At 68.3% G+C, this 16,659-nt stretch carries 16 protein-coding genes and 3 tRNA genes; 8 read left to right on the top strand and 11 right to left on the bottom strand.

Annotation, left to right across the window (positions count from 1 at the left end):
* Nucleotides 1-311 precede the first annotated feature (311 nt).
* Entirely contained in the window at nucleotides 312-1,154 is an 843-nt protein-coding gene (locus ABD357_RS30260) for a DUF8083 family protein (protein WP_344394196.1), read from the bottom strand.
* Nucleotides 1,155-1,387: 233 nt separating this feature from the next.
* Between ABD357_RS30260 and ABD357_RS30255 the strand changes: the two genes are divergently transcribed.
* Both ABD357_RS30255 and ABD357_RS30250 read left to right on the top strand, forming a co-directional pair.
* Nucleotides 1,388-2,470 carry a Leu/Phe/Val dehydrogenase gene (locus tag ABD357_RS30255; RefSeq protein ID WP_344394195.1) on the top strand — a complete coding sequence of 361 codons (1,083 nt, stop codon included), beginning with the start codon at nucleotides 1,388-1,390 and terminating at the stop codon, nucleotides 2,468-2,470.
* A gap of 299 nt (nucleotides 2,471-2,769) precedes the next feature.
* A complete protein-coding gene (locus ABD357_RS30250) occupies nucleotides 2,770-3,027 on the top strand; it encodes a DUF3073 domain-containing protein (protein WP_165342952.1) in 258 nt (85 codons plus the stop codon).
* Between the two features lie 192 nt (nucleotides 3,028-3,219).
* On the opposite strand, the gene purM is transcribed toward ABD357_RS30250, so the two are convergent.
* The 9 genes from purM to purS all read right to left on the bottom strand — a co-directional run bounded on the left by purM (nucleotide 3,220) and on the right by purS (nucleotide 12,321).
* Entirely contained in the window at nucleotides 3,220-4,317 is a 1,098-nt protein-coding gene (purM, locus tag ABD357_RS30245) for a phosphoribosylformylglycinamidine cyclo-ligase (RefSeq protein ID WP_344394194.1), read from the bottom strand.
* Between the two features lie 34 nt (nucleotides 4,318-4,351).
* Nucleotides 4,352-5,878 carry an amidophosphoribosyltransferase gene (gene purF / locus ABD357_RS30240; protein WP_344394193.1) on the bottom strand — a complete coding sequence of 509 codons (1,527 nt, stop codon included), beginning with the start codon at nucleotides 5,876-5,878 and terminating at the stop codon, nucleotides 4,352-4,354.
* Nucleotides 5,879-5,939: 61 nt separating this feature from the next.
* Nucleotides 5,940-6,755: an META domain-containing protein gene (locus tag ABD357_RS30235; RefSeq protein ID WP_344394192.1), complete on the bottom strand. Its 816-nt coding sequence runs from the start codon at nucleotides 6,753-6,755 to the stop codon at nucleotides 5,940-5,942.
* A 74-nt stretch (nucleotides 6,756-6,829) separates the two neighbouring features.
* Nucleotides 6,830-7,633 (bottom strand): maleylpyruvate isomerase family mycothiol-dependent enzyme, encoded by an 804-nt coding sequence (locus tag ABD357_RS30230; RefSeq protein ID WP_344394191.1) that lies wholly within the window; start codon nucleotides 7,631-7,633, stop codon nucleotides 6,830-6,832.
* Between the two features lie 10 nt (nucleotides 7,634-7,643).
* Nucleotides 7,644-8,477: a M23 family metallopeptidase gene (locus ABD357_RS30225; RefSeq protein WP_344394190.1), complete on the bottom strand. Its 834-nt coding sequence runs from the start codon at nucleotides 8,475-8,477 to the stop codon at nucleotides 7,644-7,646.
* A 27-nt stretch (nucleotides 8,478-8,504) separates the two neighbouring features.
* Nucleotides 8,505-9,005 carry an ArsR/SmtB family transcription factor gene (locus ABD357_RS30220; protein ID WP_344394189.1) on the bottom strand — a complete coding sequence of 167 codons (501 nt, stop codon included), beginning with the start codon at nucleotides 9,003-9,005 and terminating at the stop codon, nucleotides 8,505-8,507.
* A 117-nt stretch (nucleotides 9,006-9,122) separates the two neighbouring features.
* Complete coding sequence (gene purL, locus ABD357_RS30215; protein WP_344394188.1) at nucleotides 9,123-11,381, bottom strand: phosphoribosylformylglycinamidine synthase subunit PurL; 2,259 nt, start codon at nucleotides 11,379-11,381, stop codon at nucleotides 9,123-9,125.
* Nucleotides 11,378-12,058, bottom strand: a complete 681-nt coding sequence (purQ, locus tag ABD357_RS30210; protein WP_344394187.1) for a phosphoribosylformylglycinamidine synthase subunit PurQ — start codon at nucleotides 12,056-12,058, stop codon at nucleotides 11,378-11,380. The genes purL and purQ overlap by 4 nt, the downstream gene beginning before the upstream one ends.
* Complete coding sequence (purS, locus tag ABD357_RS30205; protein ID WP_165342945.1) at nucleotides 12,055-12,321, bottom strand: phosphoribosylformylglycinamidine synthase subunit PurS; 267 nt, start codon at nucleotides 12,319-12,321, stop codon at nucleotides 12,055-12,057. Before purS ends, purQ begins: the two co-directional genes overlap by 4 nt.
* Nucleotides 12,322-12,739: 418 nt before the next feature.
* On the opposite strand from purS, the gene ABD357_RS30200 reads away from it, so the two are divergent.
* The 6 genes from ABD357_RS30200 (at nucleotide 12,740) to ABD357_RS30175 (ending at nucleotide 15,689) form a co-directional block, all read left to right on the top strand.
* Entirely contained in the window at nucleotides 12,740-13,057 is a 318-nt protein-coding gene (locus tag ABD357_RS30200; RefSeq protein WP_344394186.1) for a histone-like nucleoid-structuring protein Lsr2, read from the top strand.
* A gap of 134 nt (nucleotides 13,058-13,191) precedes the next feature.
* Nucleotides 13,192-13,263: transfer RNA gene (locus tag ABD357_RS30195), tRNA-Gly, on the top strand.
* Nucleotides 13,264-13,342: 79 nt separating this feature from the next.
* Nucleotides 13,343-13,418, top strand: a tRNA-Gly gene (locus tag ABD357_RS30190).
* A gap of 205 nt (nucleotides 13,419-13,623) precedes the next feature.
* Nucleotides 13,624-14,976, top strand: a complete 1,353-nt coding sequence (locus ABD357_RS30185; RefSeq protein ID WP_344394185.1) for a histidine kinase — start codon at nucleotides 13,624-13,626, stop codon at nucleotides 14,974-14,976.
* Nucleotides 14,973-15,593: a response regulator gene (locus tag ABD357_RS30180; protein WP_344394184.1), complete on the top strand. Its 621-nt coding sequence runs from the start codon at nucleotides 14,973-14,975 to the stop codon at nucleotides 15,591-15,593. Before ABD357_RS30185 ends, ABD357_RS30180 begins: the two co-directional genes overlap by 4 nt.
* Before the next feature lie 23 nt (nucleotides 15,594-15,616).
* Nucleotides 15,617-15,689: transfer RNA gene (locus ABD357_RS30175), tRNA-Gly, on the top strand.
* A 58-nt stretch (nucleotides 15,690-15,747) separates the two neighbouring features.
* Here the strand turns inward: ABD357_RS30175 and ABD357_RS30170 are convergent.
* Nucleotides 15,748-16,647, bottom strand: coding sequence for a phosphoribosylaminoimidazolesuccinocarboxamide synthase (locus tag ABD357_RS30170; RefSeq protein WP_344394183.1), 900 nt, complete (start codon nucleotides 16,645-16,647; stop codon nucleotides 15,748-15,750).
* Nucleotides 16,648-16,659 lie beyond the last annotated feature (12 nt).

Below are 16,659 nucleotides of genomic sequence, written 5' to 3'. Positions count from 1 at the left end.
CTACACCATCTGTCCAGCCGCGTCGGCCAAACCGATGGAATTGCCCTCCCAGGTGTTCATCAGCGACGGAAGCCGATGGACCATGCCATAGCGGACAGTCACGCCACTGTGACGATCAGTCACAGGGCGATCAGGAGTCACGAGACCCCCCATAGCGTGCAATGCTGAGATTCCACCCATACATGGGTAGATGGAGTCCTCCCCGGACTCCTTGTCCTATTTTGACATGAGGAGGGGCGTCTGGTGCAAGGTCCGCGTTAGTGCCATCCGTCACCCTTACCCACAAAGTCCTGATGGTGACTTACGTCCCGTCAGTTCGCCGAACGGCGATCCCGGACCGCCCGCCAGCGTTCGACCAGCCGGCCGTACGCCTCCCCGGCCCCGACCCCGTCGCCCGTACGCAGCGCCTCGATCCCCTCGGCCACATCCGCCGCCGAATGGTCGCCGTCCAGCTGCTCGGCGGGCAGGACGTGCACCAGGCCGCCGTAGTCCAGCTCCACCAGCGAGCGTGGATGGAACTCCTCCAGCCAGCGCCCCACATCGACAAGCCCGTCGATCAGCGGCCCTTCGTCGATGGCGTCCTTGAGCGCCTTCAGCCCCCGCGCCACCCGCCGCCGCGCCTGCACCATGGGCGTCCGGTAGCGCAGTACGGGCGCGTCCTCGTCCGAGCCCTTGTCGTACTCGCGCTCCTCGTCGGCGACCAGCACGAACCAGTTCAGCGGTACGTGCCAGGTCGAGGTGCGGATCCAGGGGCGGGCGTCGGGGTTGCGGCTCAGCCAGCGCTCGTAGTCCTGGGAGGTCTGTCGGCGTACGACCGGGGGCAGCACCGCGTCCAGGACCGGCCCCGGCAGCTCCTCGGCCAGCTCTCCCAGGGCCTGCCAGCCACGCAGCCGGGTGCGCCAGGGGCACACGCACAGCACACCGTCCACGTCCGCGACGAACGCGTCGCCGCTCTCGTGCACGGGCACCGGGATCGGTGGCGTGGGCAGCAAGTCGGCCAGTGAGCGTCGCAGTTCGTCCTGGTACGAGGGCCGGTCGGGGCGGCTCGCGTACCGCGCCCAGTGGCCGCGCTCCGGTTCCGGGAAGGCGGCCAGCGGTTCGTACACGCGCAGATAGGCCGCGTACGGGACGATCACCGAGGACACCTTGGGCACGCTTGCTCCCTCCCCCGCGGACCTGACGGAAAACCCTCGAAACCCCCGCGCGGGGCCGCGGGGACACACTGCACAGCGTCCGATGCCACAACGTGACCGTACTCCGGGAGAAGGTGATCCTGAGCACCGCACCAGTGGCGGGTACGCGGAAGCTCTAATCTCAATGTCACGGAACCCGCCATCCTTACGGGCCCCGCCCCAGAACCGCCGCTACTTACCCAGGAGTCACCACCGTGACCGACGTAACCAACGGCGTCCTGCACACCCTGTTCCACTCGGATCAGGGAGGTCATGAGCAAGTCGTGCTCTGCCAGGACCGCGCCAGTGGCCTCAAGGCCGTCATCGCCATCCACTCGACCGCCCTGGGCCCCGCCCTCGGCGGCACGCGCTTCTACCCCTACGCGAGCGAGGAAGAGGCCGTCGCCGACGCGCTGAACCTGTCGCGCGGGATGTCGTACAAGAACGCCATGGCCGGGCTCGACCACGGCGGCGGCAAGGCTGTGATCATCGGGGAGCCCGAGAAGATCAAGACCGAGCAGCTACTGCTCGCGTACGGCCGGTTCGTGGCCTCGCTCGGCGGTCGGTACGTCACGGCGTGCGACGTCGGCACGTACGTGGCCGACATGGACGTCGTGGCCCAGGAGTGCCGCTGGACGACCGGCCGCTCCCCGGAGAAGGGCGGAGCAGGCGACTCCTCCGTACTGACCGCGTACGGCGTCTACCAGGGCATGCGGGCCTCGGCCCAGCACCTGTGGGGCGACCCCTCGCTGCGGGCCCGCCGGATCGGCATCGCCGGCGTCGGCAAGGTGGGCCGCCACCTGGTGGAACACCTCGTGGCGGAGCGCGCCGAGGTCTTCGTCACGGACGTACGCGAGGAGGCCGTACGGCGGATCACCGAGCGGCACCGGGACGTACTGGCCGTCAAGGACACCGACGAACTGATCCGCGTCGACGGCCTCGACATCTACGCCCCCTGCGCGCTGGGCGGGGCCCTGGACGACGACTCCGTGCCGGCCCTCACCGCGAGGATCGTGTGCGGTGCCGCCAACAACCAGCTCGCGCACCCGGGCGTCGAGAAGGACATCGCCGACCGCGGGATCCTGTACGCGCCGGACTACGTCGTGAACGCAGGCGGTGTCATCCAGGTCGCCGACGAGCTCCATGGCTTCGACTTCGAGCGGTGCAAGGCGAAGGCCGCGAAGATCTACGACACCACGTTGGCGATCTTCGCACGCGCGAAGGAAGACGGGATTCCGCCGGCCGCGGCGGCCGACCGGATCGCCGAGCAGCGGATGGCGGAGGCGCGGCGCCACTGAGGCCGCGGCGGAGCCCGGGCCTCCGGCGGGTACCCGCCGACGGGCGTTGGAGATTACTCTCACGTTCGTCGGCGGGTCGTACGTCCAGAAGAGGTTAAAATCGCGGTTGACCAGCGGGGACAGGGCTCCCCGAGGGTCCTGGGCGGCGGCACGTCCTGCGGGCGACGTACCGTATGGGCGTGGGCTCAGGTACCGTGGAAGCCCTACGGACCGGTCTCTCTGCGGAGAGCCCGTTCCAGATCATGAACGCGTGTCAAGACTCTGGGGCCGTCGAGCCCCGTCACCGAGGGGGTCGAGCCATGGGGCGCGGCCGGGCCAAGGCCAAGCAGACGAAGGTCGCCCGCCAGCTGAAGTACAACAGCGGCGGGACTGACCTGTCGCGTCTGGCCAGTGAGCTGGGCGCTTCGACTTCGAGCCAACCGCCGAACGGCGAGCCGTTCGAGGATGACGAAGACGATGACCCGTACGCCCAGTACGCGGATCTGTACAACGACGACGATGAGGACGAGGACGACGAGTCCGGTCCTTCGTCGCAACAGCAGCGTCGCGGCGCTTGACTGTCTTAGCAGCGCTTCACCCGGTCCGGAGCGGATAACGCACCGGACCGGGTTTTGTGCATGGCGCTCCGCTGGGTTCGGAGCTGCGGGTTCGTTGTGGCTGGTCGCGCCCACGCGGCGGAGCCGCACAGTGATACTGCCCCGCGCCCCTATGAGGGGCGCGGTAACCGCACCGGACTTCAGCCAGTACGATTACGCAGCGTAGTCGCCGGTGAGCTCCGCGCCCGTCTCGTGGTCGCCTCGGTCGGTGATCTCGCCTGCCACCCAGGCGTCCACCCCGCGGTCGGCCAGTGTGGCCAGTGCCACGTCTGCCGACTCCTCGGGGACGATCACGATCATGCCCACGCCCATGTTCAGGGTCTTTTCCAGCTCCAGGCGGTCGACCTGGCCGGTCGTACCGACCAGGTCGAAGACCGGGGCGGGGGTCCAGGTGGTGCGGTCCACCCTTGCGTGCAGGGCGTCGGGGATCACTCGGGCCAGGTTGGCCGCCAGCCCGCCGCCGGTGACGTGTGAGAAGGCGTGGACCTCGGTCGTACGGGTCAGGGCCAGGCAGTCCAGGGAGTAGATCTTGGTGGGCTCCAGGAGCTCCTCGCCGAGGGTGCGGCCGAAGTCCTCGATGTGCTGGTCGAGGCTGAGCCCGGCGCGGTCGAAGAGGACGTGACGGACGAGCGAGTACCCGTTCGAGTGAAGGCCGGAGGAGGCCATGGCGATGACCGCGTCCCCCTTGCGGATGCGATCGGCGCCAAGGAGCCGGTCGGCTTCGACCACTCCGGTGCCGGCGCCCGCGACGTCGAAGTCGTCCGGGCCGAGAAGCCCGGGGTGCTCGGCCGTCTCACCGCCGACGAGGGCGCAGCCCGCAAGTACGCAGCCCTCGGCGATGCCCTTCACGATGGCGGCGACGCGCTCGGGGTGGACCTTGCCGACGCAGATGTAGTCGGTCATGAAGAGCGGCTCCGCGCCGCACACCACGATGTCGTCCATGACCATGGCGACTAGGTCGTGGCCGATGCTGTCGTACACACCGAGCTGCCGGGCGAGGTCGACCTTCGTACCGACGCCGTCCGTGGCGGAGGCAAGCAGCGGGCGCTCGTAGCGCTTGAGGGCGGAGGCGTCGAAGAGGCCGGCGAAGCCGCCGAGGCCGCCGAGGACCTCGGGGCGCTGCGTCTTCTTCACCCACTCCTTCATGAGCTCCACGGCGCGGTCGCCCGCTTCGATGTCGACGCCGGCGGCCGCGTAGGAAGCACCAGCGGTGCCCGGCGACGAAGTCGACTGATCAGATGCAGCAGACATTGCCTGAGAACCTTCGGGTTGGTTGGTACGGGGCTTACGGGCGACGGATCGCGTCGGCCGCGGCCGTGGCCGCCGGGCCCGCCGCCAGCTCCGTCTCCAGGAGCTGCTTGCCGAGCAGTTCGGGGTCCGGGAGGTCCATCGGGTACTCGCCGTCGAAGCAGGCGCGGCAGAGGTTCGGTTTGGCGATGGTGGTCGCCTCGATCATGCCGTCGATGGAGATGTACGCCAGGGAGTCGGCGCTCAGGGACTTGCCGATCTCGTCGACCGTCATGCCGTTGGCGATCAGCTCGGCGCGGGTGGCGAAGTCGATACCGAAGAAGCAGGGCCACTTCACGGGCGGCGAGGAGATCCGGATGTGGACCTCGGCCGCGCCCGCCTCGCGCAGCATCCGTACGAGCGCGCGCTGCGTGTTGCCGCGCACGATCGAGTCGTCCACGACGACCAGGCGCTTGCCCTTGATGACTTCCTTGAGGGGATTCAGCTTCAGGCGGATGCCCAGCTGGCGGATGGTCTGTGAAGGTTGGATGAAGGTGCGGCCGACGTACGCGTTCTTCACCAGACCGGCACCGAAGGGGATACCGGAGGCCTCCGCGTAACCGATCGCGGCGGGCGTGCCGGACTCCGGAGTCGCTATGACGAGGTCGGCTTCGACGGGGGCTTCCTTGGCGAGCCTGCGGCCCATCTCGACGCGCGAGAGGTATACGTTCCGGCCGGCTATGTCGGTGTCCGGGCGGGCCAGATAGACGTACTCGAAGACACAGCCCTTGGGCTTCGCTTCCGCGAATCGCGAGGAGCGCAGACCGTTCTCGTCGATGGCGACGAACTCGCCCGGCTCGATCTCGCGTACGAAGCTGGCGCCGCAGATGTCGAGGGCGGCGGACTCGGAGGCGACCACCCAGCCACGCTCCAGGCGACCCAGGACCAGCGGGCGGATGCCCTGCGGGTCACGGGCCGCGTACAGCGTGTGCTCGTCCATGAAGGTGAGGCTGAAGGCGCCCTTGACCTGCGGGAGAACCTTGGCGCAGGCCTCCTCGATGGTCAGCGGCTTGCCGTCCTCGTCGACCTGGGCGGCGAGGAGCGCCGTGAGCAGGTCGGTGTCGTTGGTGGCCGCCACACGCGGAGTGCGGCCCTCCTGCTTGGGCAGGTCGGCGACCATCTCGGCGAGCTGGGCCGTGTTGACCAGGTTGCCGTTGTGGCCGAGCGCGATGGAGCCGTGCGCCGTGGCACGGAACGTGGGCTGGGCGTTCTCCCACACCGAGGCGCCGGTGGTCGAATAGCGGGCGTGACCGACCGCGATATGGCCCTGGAGGGAGCCGAGTGCGGCCTCGTCGAAGACCTGGGACACCAGGCCCATGTCCTTGAAGACGAGGATCTTGGAGCCGTTGCTGACCGCGATTCCCGCGGATTCCTGGCCCCGATGCTGGAGGGCGTAGAGCCCGAAGTAAGTGAGCTTGGCGACCTCTTCACCGGGAGCCCAGACTCCGAAGACGCCGCAAGCGTCCTGGGGGCCTTTCTCGCCGGGGAGCAGATCATGACTGAGTCGACCGTCACCACGTGGCACGCCACCGAGTGTAGGCGAGGTCGGCCGCTGGTCCGAATGGGCGATTCGGGCTCGTTGTGGATCACTTGGCGGCGACGGCTTCGAAGCCGCTGCCGTTTTCGCTGGTCAGGGTGAGGGTGCGGTGCTTCAGCTCATAGGTGGCCTTGCCGTTGAAGAGCTTCAGCAGGGCCTTTTCGGTGTCCATGAGTGAGGGGGAGCACATCATGCGGGTGGTGGATGGGGACCCCAGAGTGATCTGCCCGTCGCTGACCGTCGCCTTTGCCGACACCTTGTTGCAGCCCAGCTGACCGTGGACGGTGCCCTTGCCGTCGAAGGTGAGGTGGACCTTGCCCTCCGCTTCGGAGGCCAGCGCGCTGACCGTGCCGCCCTTGTTGACGCTGCCGGTGACGTTCCACTTCGTGCCCTCGAGCTTGGCCGGTTTCTGGGCGGTGAGCTTCACCGTGTGCCCGTCCTTGGTGGTGAGCGTCAGCTTGTCGCCGTCGACCTTGGTGGTGATCGTGCTCTCGGAGAGCGTCTCGGCCATCTTGGACTCGAACTCCATGGGCTTCTCGCCGCAGGCCATCTTGGTCTGCAGGGTGTCCGAGCCGACCTTCATCGTGTCGCCCTGCATCTCGGCGGTCGCCCCGAAGTGGTTGCAGCCGTAGTTGCCGCCCACCTTGCCGTCCTCGCCGAATTCGATGTGGGCGTCGGCCGGGGCGTCGTACGTGGTGCCCCCGACGTTCACGCTGTCCACTTTCCAGTGCTTGCCGGTGATCTTCGTCTGCTGTCCGGCGCCGACGGACGCGGATCCGTCGTCACCCTTCTCCGTACCGCAGGCCGCGGTGGCGAGCAGGCCGGTGACCGCCAGGACGCTGAGAGTAAGCCGTTGCGTTCGCATGTCGCTGTGACGGGACGGGTGGGGTTGTTGGTTCCCTTCCATTTTCGCTCAACTTCCCGTCCCTCCCCGGCCGCTCAGCCCATCAGCGGGAGCAGTCCGCCCAGGTCGGCCCGCTCGCCGCTGGCGCTGACCTTGGCGTCGGCAAGGGCCGTACGCCATTCCGTACGCCCGGTCGCGAGGCGGATCCAGGTCAGCGGGTCGGTCTCCACGACGTTCGGCGGGGTTCCGCGGGTGTGCCGGGGACCCTCGACGCACTGCACGACCGCGAACGGCGGAACGCGGACCTCGGTGGAGGCGCCGGGCGCCTTCACGGCGAGCGCGTCGGCGAGCAGCCGGGTGCAGGCGGCGAGGCTCTGACGGTCGTACGGGATGTCCAGGCCGGGCACGGCGGCGTTCAGGTCGTCGGTGTGGACGACCAGTTCGATGGTGCGGGTGACCAGGTAGTCGGCGAGGGTCATGAAGCCGGGCCGGGTGGCGAGCAGCCGCTCGCCCGGTGTGACGGCCAGCCGCTCGGACAGCCGCTGCTCGGTGCGGGCGTACAGCGCGTCGAGGTCCTGGTGCTCACGGGCGAAGTCGCGGGTGCGGTCGGCGTTGGCGGCGGCAAGCGCGGGGTCGACGGTCGCGGACGGCCAGTCCAGCAGGGCGAGTTCGGCCTTCGCCGGCGGCTCCAGGTCGATGGTCCGGCTGACGCTTTCGACGGCCACGGCGATATGGGCGGCCAGTTCTCGTACGGTCCAGTCGCCGAGGCGCGTGGGTTGCGTGAGCTGCTCGGGGGTGAGGGTGCGGACGGCTGCCCGTACGTTCCCGAACTGGGCCAGTACGGCGGCGCGGATCTTGACGGGGTCGTATGTACGGGTGCGCTTCTTGGCCGGCGGCATGGCCATCACCCTAGGCGTGGGAGTCCGCGGCGGCGGGTGCTTCGAAGATCTCTCCATTGCGGGGCACGCCGATGCCGTGCCAGCGGAAGGGGATCCCGCGGGCGGTGTCCGGGTCGGGGCCGTCCATCAGCTGGAAGTGGAGGTGGGGCTCGGTGGAGTTGCCGGAGTTGCCGCAGCGGGCGAGCGGCTGTCCGGCACGCACCCGGTCGCCCTCGCGAACGGTGAGGGAGCCGCGCTGCAGGTGGGCGTACAGGGCGTAGGTGCCGTCGCCGAGGTCGAGGACGACGTGGTTGCCGACGACCCGCTTGACTCCGGACAAGTCGCGCACGGATGCCTCCAGGATCATCAGGTACAGCAGCGCGGGCAGCGACGTACGGCTCAGGTGGTCGCGCTGCCGGTCGGTGGCCCGTACGACCGTGCCGTCGGCCACCGCGAGGAGCGGGGCGCCGAAGGCAGGGAAGGCGCTGTTGCGGCGGGCGAGCGGCCACAGCCAGCGGAAGCCCGGTCGGGTGCCCGGCTCGGGCTCGGCGACGATATCGATGGCGTATGTCTGGCCGTAGGCGTGGGTGCCATGGCTCGGAGTACGGTCGGCCGGGCTGTTCTGCGCCGACCAGCGGCCGGTGACGGGCGGGGCTACCTCGACCGGTTCCCGGGCCACGCGGGGACTGTCCGGGGCACCGCCCCACCTGTGGACCACGATGACGATCACGTAGGACAGGGCGATCGGCAGGAAGTTCCACCACCACGGATAACCGAGGTCCAGCGAGAAGTGGGCGATCACCAGGCCCACGAAGGTCAGCTGCAGAACTCGGTAGGCGATCTTGGTGAGTTTGCGTCCGGACATCGTTCCCCCCTTGTGCGTGTCTGTGTGTCAGGGCCGGGCCGTCGACAGCGCCACCAGCAGCGGTACGACCCGCCCCGGCGGCACCTCGTAACGGCCCCGCCCGGTGGTGTGCAGCCAGCCCGCGCCGGTCAGTTGGCGCAGGTGGTGGTAGATCTGGCCGGTCGTGCCGACCTCGTCCAGCTCGGCGAGTTCGGCCGCGGTGCGGCGACCGCCGAGGATCTCGCGGAGCAGCCGCAGCCGGACCGGGTGGCCGAGCGCCGCGAACGTCTCGGCGGCGTCGGTCCAGTCGCCGTCGAGCAGCGCCTCGGTCAACGTGCCGCGCTGCCAGGCGTACTGCTCGCCCGTCGGCAGCCGTACCGCACCGGTGAACAGGACGCCGCCATCGGCCGCTCCCAACTCGCTGAGCTGCTCCTTCAGCCCTTCGAGGGCCCAGAAGTCGCCCTCACCCAGGCGTGGAGCGGGCCGGTCCGCGGCTTCCAGTGCCGCCAGCCGGCGTTCGAGGTCGGCAACGCGTTGTTCCAGTTCCATTCCACTCCTCCGATATTACGGAAGTACGTAATCACGTGCAAGCGGTTCCTGGACATACCGAAGGCCCCACCCGGACTCGGTCAAGTTCGGGCGGGGCCTTCAGGGGCGTACGGGATATCAGGCAAGCATCGCCGGGATCGTCCCCTCGTGCGCCTCGCGCAGCTCGGCCAGGGTGAGCGTGAACTCGCCCTGGATCTCGACCACGTCACCGTCCACGACACCGATACGGGTGACGGGCAGGCCCCGGGCGCCGCACATGTCGTTGAAGCGGAGCTCCTCGGAGCGCGGTACGGCGACGACCGCACGGCCCGCCGACTCCGACAGGAGGAAGGTGAACGCGTCCAGGCCGTCCGGGACGATCAGGCGTGCGCCCTTCCCACCCAGCAGCGCCGACTCGACGACCGCCTGGATCAGGCCGCCGTCGGACAGGTCGTGCGCGGAGTCGATCATGCCGTCGCGGGAGGCGGAGATCAGGATCTCGGCCAGCAGCCGCTCGCGCTCCAGGTCCACCTGGGGCGGCAGCCCGCCGAGGTGGTCATGGACCACCTGTGACCAGGCCGAACCGCCGAACTCCTCACGGGTGTCGCCGAGGAGGTACAGCAGCTGGCCCTCTTCCTGGAAGGCGACCGGCGTACGGCGGGCGACGTCGTCGATCACGCCGAGTACGGCCACGACCGGGGTCGGGTGGATGGCCGCCTCGCCCGTCTGGTTGTAGAGCGAGACGTTGCCGCCGGTCACCGGGGTGCCCAACTGCTGGCAGGCATCCGCCAGTCCGCGGATGGCCTCGGCGAACTGCCACATCACCGCCGGGTCTTCGGGCGAGCCGAAGTTCAGGCAGTCGGAGACGGCGAGCGGCTTGGCGCCGGTGGTGGCGACATTGCGGTACGCCTCCGCGAGCGCCAACTGTGCGCCCGCGTACGGGTCGAGCTTCGCGTACCGCCCGTTGCCGTCCGTGGCGATCGCGACGCCCAGCCCGGAGGCCTCGTCGATACGGATCATGCCCGAGTCCTCGGGCTGGGCCAGCACCGTGTTGCCCTGAACGAAGTGGTCGTACTGGGAGGTGATCCAGGACTTGGAGGCCTGATTGGGGGAGGCCACCAGCTTCAGGACCTGGTCCTTGAGCTCGTCCGGACCGCCCGGTCGCGGAAGCTTGTTGGCGTCGTCCGCCTGGAGGGCGTCCTGCCAGGACGGACGGGCATACGGGCGCTCGTAGACCGGACCGTCGTGCGCGACCGTGCGCGGGTCGACGTCGACGATCTTGCCGCCGTGCCAGTAGATCTCGAGCCGGTCGCCGTCCGTCACCTCACCGATGACGGTCGCGATGACATCCCACTTGTCGCAGATCTCCAGGAACCGGTCGACCTTCTCCGGCTCCACGACCGCGCACATGCGTTCCTGCGACTCGCTCATGAGGATTTCCTCGGGCGAGAGGGTCGAGTCACGCAGCGGTACGTCGTCCAGCGTCACGCGCATACCGCCGGAGCCGTTGGACGCCAGCTCGGACGTGGCGCAGGAGAGACCCGCCGCACCCAGGTCCTGGATGCCGACGACCAGCTTCTCCTTGAACGCCTCCAGGGTGCACTCGATGAGCAGCTTCTCCTGGAAGGGGTCGCCGACCTGGACGGCGGGGCGCTTCGAGGGTTTCGCGTCGTCGAAGGTCTCGCTCGCCAGGATCGAGGCGCCGCCGATGCCGTCACCGCCCGTCCGAGCCCCGTACAGGATGACCTTGTTGCCCGCGCCGGAGGCCTTCGCGAGGTGGATGTCCTCGTGTCGCATGACACCGATGGCACCGGCGTTGACCAGCGGATTGCCTTGGTAGCAGGCGTCGAAGACGACCTCGCCGCCGATGTTCGGCAGGCCCAGGCAGTTGCCGTAGCCGCCGATGCCGGCGACGACACCGGGGAGTACGCGCTTGGTGTCCGGGTGGTCCGCCGCACCGAAACGGAGGGGGTCCACGACGGCGACCGGACGGGCGCCCATCGCGATGATGTCGCGCACAATGCCGCCGACGCCCGTGGCCGCGCCCTGGTAGGGCTCGACGTACGAGGGGTGGTTGTGCGACTCGACCTTGAAGGTGACCGCGTAACCCTGACCGACGTCCACGACGCCGGCGTTCTCACCGATGCCGACGAGCAGGGCGTCGGACTGGGGCGCCTTCTCGCCGAACTGGCGCAGATGCACCTTCGACGACTTGTACGAGCAGTGCTCGGACCACATGACCGAGTACATGGCGAGTTCGGCACCGGTGGGCCGGCGGCCGAGGATCTCCACGACGCGCTCGTACTCGTCCTTCTTCAGACCGAGTTCGGCCCAGGGCAGCTCGACGTCCGGGGTCGCGGCCGCGTGCTCGACCGTGTCCAGAGGAGTGCGGCTCATACGTTGACCAGCTTCTTGAGGATCGAGGTGAAGAAGGGGAGGCCGTCGGTGCGGCCGGTCCCGATGAGCGGCTCCACGGCGTGCTCCGGGTGGGGCATCAGGCCTACGACGTTGCCGGCCTCGTTGCTGATACCGGCGATGTCGCGCATCGAGCCGTTCGGATTGAAGTCCACGTAACGGAACGCAACCCGGCCCTCCGCCTCCAGCATGTCGAGGGTGCGCTCGTCGGCGACGTACCGCCCGTCCATGTTCTTCAGCGGAATGTTGATCTCCTGGCCCGCTTCATAGTCGATGGTCCAGGCCGTGTTCGCGTTCTCCACCCGCAGCTTCTGGTCACGGCAGATGAAGTGAAGGTGATCATTTCCGAGCATCCCGCCGGGGAGGAGATGGGCCTCGGTGAGGATCTGGAAACCGTTGCAGATGCCCAGTACCGGCATTCCCGATTTCGCCTGCTCGATGACGGTCTCCATCACCGGCGAGAAGCGCGCGATGGCGCCGGCGCGCAGATAGTCGCCGTAGGAGAAACCGCCGCACAACACCACGGCATCGACCTGTTTGAGGTCCTTGTCCTTGTGCCACAGCGCCACGGGCTCGGCACCCGCGAGCCGGATCGCACGCTGTGTGTCCCGGTCGTCGAGGCTGCCCGGAAAGGTGACGACGCCAATACGAGCGGTCACTTTCCCGCCTCCGCCTTCACTTCCTCCACCTTGACGGCGAAGTCCTCGATCACGGTGTTGGCGAGGAAGGATTCGGCGAGTTCATGGATGCGGGCGAGCACGGTGTCATCGACCGGCCCGTCCACCTCGAGTTCGAAGCGCTTTCCCTGACGTACGTCGGAGATGCCCTGGAAACCGAGGCGCGGCAGTGCACGCTGCACCGCCTGGCCCTGGGGGTCGAGGATCTCCGGCTTGAGCATGACGTCGACTACGACGCGTGCCACTGGCACTCCCGGTGTGTGGTGCTGAGCAGGTTCCTTCAGACTACCCGGCCCAGGTTTCTACGCGAGTAGATTCGTAGGAATCTACGTGACGGCCATCACGATTTCGCATCGACGGGCTTCCTTCACGGAAAATCCAGGGAAAGATCCGGATCAGCATCCGGAACCCTATTGCGGTGGGACACCGAGACCGATTAAGTCATGCTTCACATTGCATTGGGCGAGGGCTGTACAACGGAAGCAGTAGCGCAGAAGCTGTACAGCGGAATTGGCAATAGGCGATACTTTGCCCGTTCGCTCCATCCATGAGTCCGTACACTTCACGGACCCCATACCCCTCTATAAATCAGCCAACAGTCGGCATCTCCGCACGTCACCGCAACGTTGCCGCCAGAGATGCCGCACGAAGGGACCGATATTCGTGGCGCAGCGTGTCGTAGTCACTCTCTTCGACGACATCGACGGCTCGGAAGCGGCGGAAACGATCGCCTTCGGTCTGGACGGCAAGTCGTACGAGATCGACCTCAACCAAACGAACGCCAAGGAACTGCGCAAGGCGCTCGCGCCCTACGTGGAGGCCGGCCGCAAGCACTCACGCTCCGGCAAGGCGTACCGGCAGACTGCGGTGGCTCCCGACCCGGCGGCCGTCAGGGCCTGGGCCCAGTCCAACAAGATGGACGTGCCTGCGCGGGGGCGGATCCCGAAGAAGGTGTACGAGGCGTTCACCGCGGCTCAGTGAAGGGTGCCCCAGGGTTCGTCGGGTTCGTCAGCGGACCCTGGGGACAACCGACTTGCGCTGCACCCCGGCTGGTCAGCTAGAGTCTGGAGCACGCCGAAGGGCCGGGCCGAAAGGCCGCAGCTCAACGGAGTTACGCGGGTGTAGTTCAGTAGTAGAACATCCCCCTTCCAGGGGGAAGGCGCAGTGTGCAATTCCTGTCACCCGCTCTGCATCTCTTACCGGGCATCCTTTTGGATCAGGTAAGGTGGTGCTCGCGCCGATCGGTGAGAGCCGGTCGGATGCAATGCGGACGTAGCTCAGTTGGTAGAGCGCAACCTTGCCAAGGTTGAGGTCGCGAGTTCGAACCTCGTCGTCCGCTCCAGCGTCAGAAGTTCAGAGATAAGGCCCCGGTCCCGGCGACCGGGGTTTTTTCGTGTGCTCGCTTCCGGTTCGTGCGTCGGCTCCCGGGCGGATGACATTTGTCATGAACAGTAATGACAGCGTGCACTGCTCCGGCGGGTCTGCTGTGCGACGGTGGTCCCGGGGAATCGCGGCGGTGACGGCGTACGCACAGGGGGGGTAACGACATGCGCAGGGCCGGGACTTGGTGGCGGGGGAAGAGCACTCCGGCGAAGGTGGAGACGTATACGCGCTGGTCGTTCCACTTCCTCTCGTTCGTGGAGGTCTTTACCTTCGGGCTGCCGGTCTTCGGGGAGATGCCCTCGTCCTTGTCCTGGGTGCTGTTCCTGATGGTCGTCGGGCATGCGGCGCTCTGCGCAGTGTTCGCGTCGCGGGCCCTGGACTGGACTCGTGGCACCCGGGCGCGGCCGGTGCGGCTGCTGGGGGCGCTCGCGGTCGCCACCGCAGTGGTCGGCATAGTGACCATCGCCCTTGCGACACGCGGCCAGGGGGATGACGAGAAGGCCACGGCAGCGGTGGCGCTGTTCATCGGTGTCCTGGGCTTCGGAACCGGCACGCTCGCGCTCGCGGTGCATGAGCACCGGCGCATGGCCTACACGGTCCTCGGCTTCGCCCTGGCCACCGGCGCCTACTCGTTGTCGGTGGGCGCCCCAACGCTCGCGGCACTCGTCACGGTCGGGTCGGTGCTGCTTGCCGCCGGGTTCTACACCTTCGTCTCCGCGTTCTCCGTCTGGCTGCTCAACTCCGTCTACGAGCTCGACGCGGCCCGTGAGACCAGGACCCGGCTCGCCGTGGCGGAGGAGCGGCTGCGGTTCGGGCGCGATCTGCACGATGTGATGGGACGGAATCTGGCGGTGATAGCGCTGAAAAGCGAGCTCGCCGTGCAGCTCGCGCGGCGTGAGCGGCCGGAGGCCGTGGAGCAGATGATCGAGGTGCAGCGGATAGCGCAGGAGTCGCAGAAGGAAGTACGGGAGGTCGTACGCGGCTATCGCGAGGCCGAACTCGGTGCCGAACTGGCCGGTGCGCAGGGGGTGTTGAACGCGGCCGGGATCAGCTGCACGGTGACCCGCTCCACGGCCGGGCTGCCCGCGGCGGTCCAGTCGGCGCTCGGCTGGGTGGTGCGGGAGGCGACCACGAATGTGCTGCGGCACGGGAACGCCGAGCGCTGTGACGTCTCGCTGCGGGCGGCGGGCGGCCTTGCCGTGCTGACCGTGGAGAACGACGGGGCGCCACCGGACTCGCGTGGCGGGACCTGGACCGGGTCCGGGTCAGGGCTTGCGGGGCTGCGGGAGCGGCTTTCGGTGGTGGACGGGACGCTGGAGGCGGGGCCTGCCGGGGGTGGGATGTTCCGGGTGGTGGCTCAGGTGCCGTTGCCTTCGCCGGCGGTGCCGTCTCCGGCTTCCTTGCCGGAGGGATCTTCGGCTGCGTCGGATTCGTCTTCGGCGTCCCCGTCGCCCTCCGGGCCACGGCCGGTGCGTAAGGCGATGGGTGAGGGGATCAGCGAGAGGTTCGCCTCATGACGGCCGTACAGCGGGTTCGGCTGTTGCTTGCCGATGATGAGCATCTGATCAGGGGGGCGATGGCCGCGCTGCTCGCGCTGGAGGACGATCTGTTCGTGGTGGCGGAGGCGGCTTCGGGGCCCGAGGCGTTGGCCATGGCTCGGGCGCATGCGCCCGACGTGGCCGTACTGGATCTTCAGATGCCCGGTGCGGACGGTGTGAAGGTGGCCACATCGCTGCGGGCCGAACTGCCCGGGTGCCGGGTGCTGATCGTGACGAGTCATGGGCGGCCGGGGCATCTGAAACGGGCTCTTGAAGCGGGGGTGCGGGGGTTCGTGCCTAAGACCGTCAGCGCGCAGAAGCTCGCGGAGATCATCCGTACCGTGCATGCCGGGAACCGTTATGTGGACCCGGAGTTGGCGGCGGACGCGATTGCCGCCGGAGATTCGCCGCTGACCGCGCGTGAGGCCGAGGTGCTGGAGCTGGCGGCCGAGGGGGCGCCGGTCGCGGAGATCGCGGAGCGGGCCGCGCTGTCGCAGGGCACCGTACGCAACTATCTCTCGTCGGCCGCGTCCAAACTGGGGGCCGAGAATCGGCACACGGCGGCGCGTCTCGCTCGGGAGCGAGGTTGGGTATAGTAGCTGTCGCGCAACGGCGCAGTGCGGACGTAGCTCAGCTGGTAGAGCGCAACCTTGCCAAGGTTGAGGTCGCGAGTTCGAACCTCGTCGTCCGCTCAGGAAAAGGAAGCCCCCGGTGTTCGGCCGGGGGCTTCCTTGTGTTTGTGACCAGGCTTTACGACCAGCTCGTGCCGGTCAGGCGCTCGTACGCCTCCACATACTTGGCGCGGGTCGCGGTGACGACCTGCTCGGGCAGGGGCGGCGGGGGCTGCTCGCTCCCCCGGTCCCAGCCGGAGTCGGCGGAGGTCAGCCAGTCGCGTACGTACTGCTTGTCGTACGAGAGCTGCGGGCGGCCCGGCTGCCACTCGTCGGCGGGCCAGAAGCGGGAGGAGTCCGGGGTCAGCACCTCGTCCGCGATGACAAGCTGTTCGCCGTCGAAGCCGAACTCGAACTTCGTGTCCGCGAGGATGATCCCGCGGTCGCGGGCGATGTCGCGGCCGCGGCTGTAGACGGCGAGCGTGGCCTGGCGCAGCTGCGCCGCGGTCTCCGCTCCGACCTGCCGGGCCACCTCCTCGTACGACACGTTCTCGTCGTGCTCGCCGACCTCCGCCTTCGTTGCGGGCGTGAAGATCGGCGCGGGCAGTTCCGAGCCGTCGGACAGGCCCTCGGGGAGGGCGAGGCCGCAGACGGTGCGGGTCTCCTTGTACTCGGCGAGGCCGGAGCCCGTGAGATAGCCGCGGGCGACGCACTCGACCGGGATCATCCGCAGGGACTTGCAGACGACGGTGCGGCCCTCCCAGTCGGCGGGGGCGCCGGGCGGAAGGTCGGTGGTCAGGACGTGGTGCGGGACCAGGTCGGCGATCTGGTCGAACCACCACTGGGAGAGCTGGGTGAGGATGCGGCCCTTGTCGGGGATCTCGGTGGGGAGCACCCAGTCGAATGCGGAGATACGGTCGCTGGCGACCATCACGAGGTCGCCGGCCTCGTTCTGGTACAGCTCGCGCACCTTGCCGGTGTGCAGATGCACCAGGCCCGGGACCTCGATCGGCTCGGGCTTTTCGACGAATCCGGACACGGTTCCTCCCCG

The sequence above is a fragment of the Streptomyces vastus genome, from assembly GCF_039532825.1.
GTDB classification, from domain to species: domain Bacteria; phylum Actinomycetota; class Actinomycetes; order Streptomycetales; family Streptomycetaceae; genus Streptomyces; species Streptomyces vastus.
The sequence above is the reverse complement of the archived record's forward strand: the minus strand, read 5'-3'. Positions and strand labels throughout refer to the sequence as shown.

What these genes read in the sequence shown, in the direction of transcription:
- ABD357_RS30250 (WP_165342952.1), top strand. Translation starts at nt 2,770, where the DNA reads ATGGGGCGCGGCCGGGCCAAGGCCAAGCAGACGAAGGTCGCCCGCCAG.
- ABD357_RS30220 (WP_344394189.1), bottom strand. Translation starts at nt 9,005, where the DNA reads ATGGAACTGGAACAACGCGTTGCCGACCTCGAACGCCGGCTGGCGGCA.
- ABD357_RS30225 (WP_344394190.1), bottom strand. Translation starts at nt 8,477, where the DNA reads ATGTCCGGACGCAAACTCACCAAGATCGCCTACCGAGTTCTGCAGCTG.
- purM (WP_344394194.1), bottom strand. Translation starts at nt 4,317, where the DNA reads ATGTCTGCTGCATCTGATCAGTCGACTTCGTCGCCGGGCACCGCTGGT.
- purL (WP_344394188.1), bottom strand. Translation starts at nt 11,381, where the DNA reads ATGAGCCGCACTCCTCTGGACACGGTCGAGCACGCGGCCGCGACCCCG.
- ABD357_RS30185 (WP_344394185.1), top strand. Translation starts at nt 13,624, where the DNA reads ATGCGCAGGGCCGGGACTTGGTGGCGGGGGAAGAGCACTCCGGCGAAG.
- ABD357_RS30235 (WP_344394192.1), bottom strand. Translation starts at nt 6,755, where the DNA reads ATGCGAACGCAACGGCTTACTCTCAGCGTCCTGGCGGTCACCGGCCTG.
- ABD357_RS30230 (WP_344394191.1), bottom strand. Translation starts at nt 7,633, where the DNA reads ATGCCGCCGGCCAAGAAGCGCACCCGTACATACGACCCCGTCAAGATC.
- ABD357_RS30180 (WP_344394184.1), top strand. Translation starts at nt 14,973, where the DNA reads ATGACGGCCGTACAGCGGGTTCGGCTGTTGCTTGCCGATGATGAGCAT.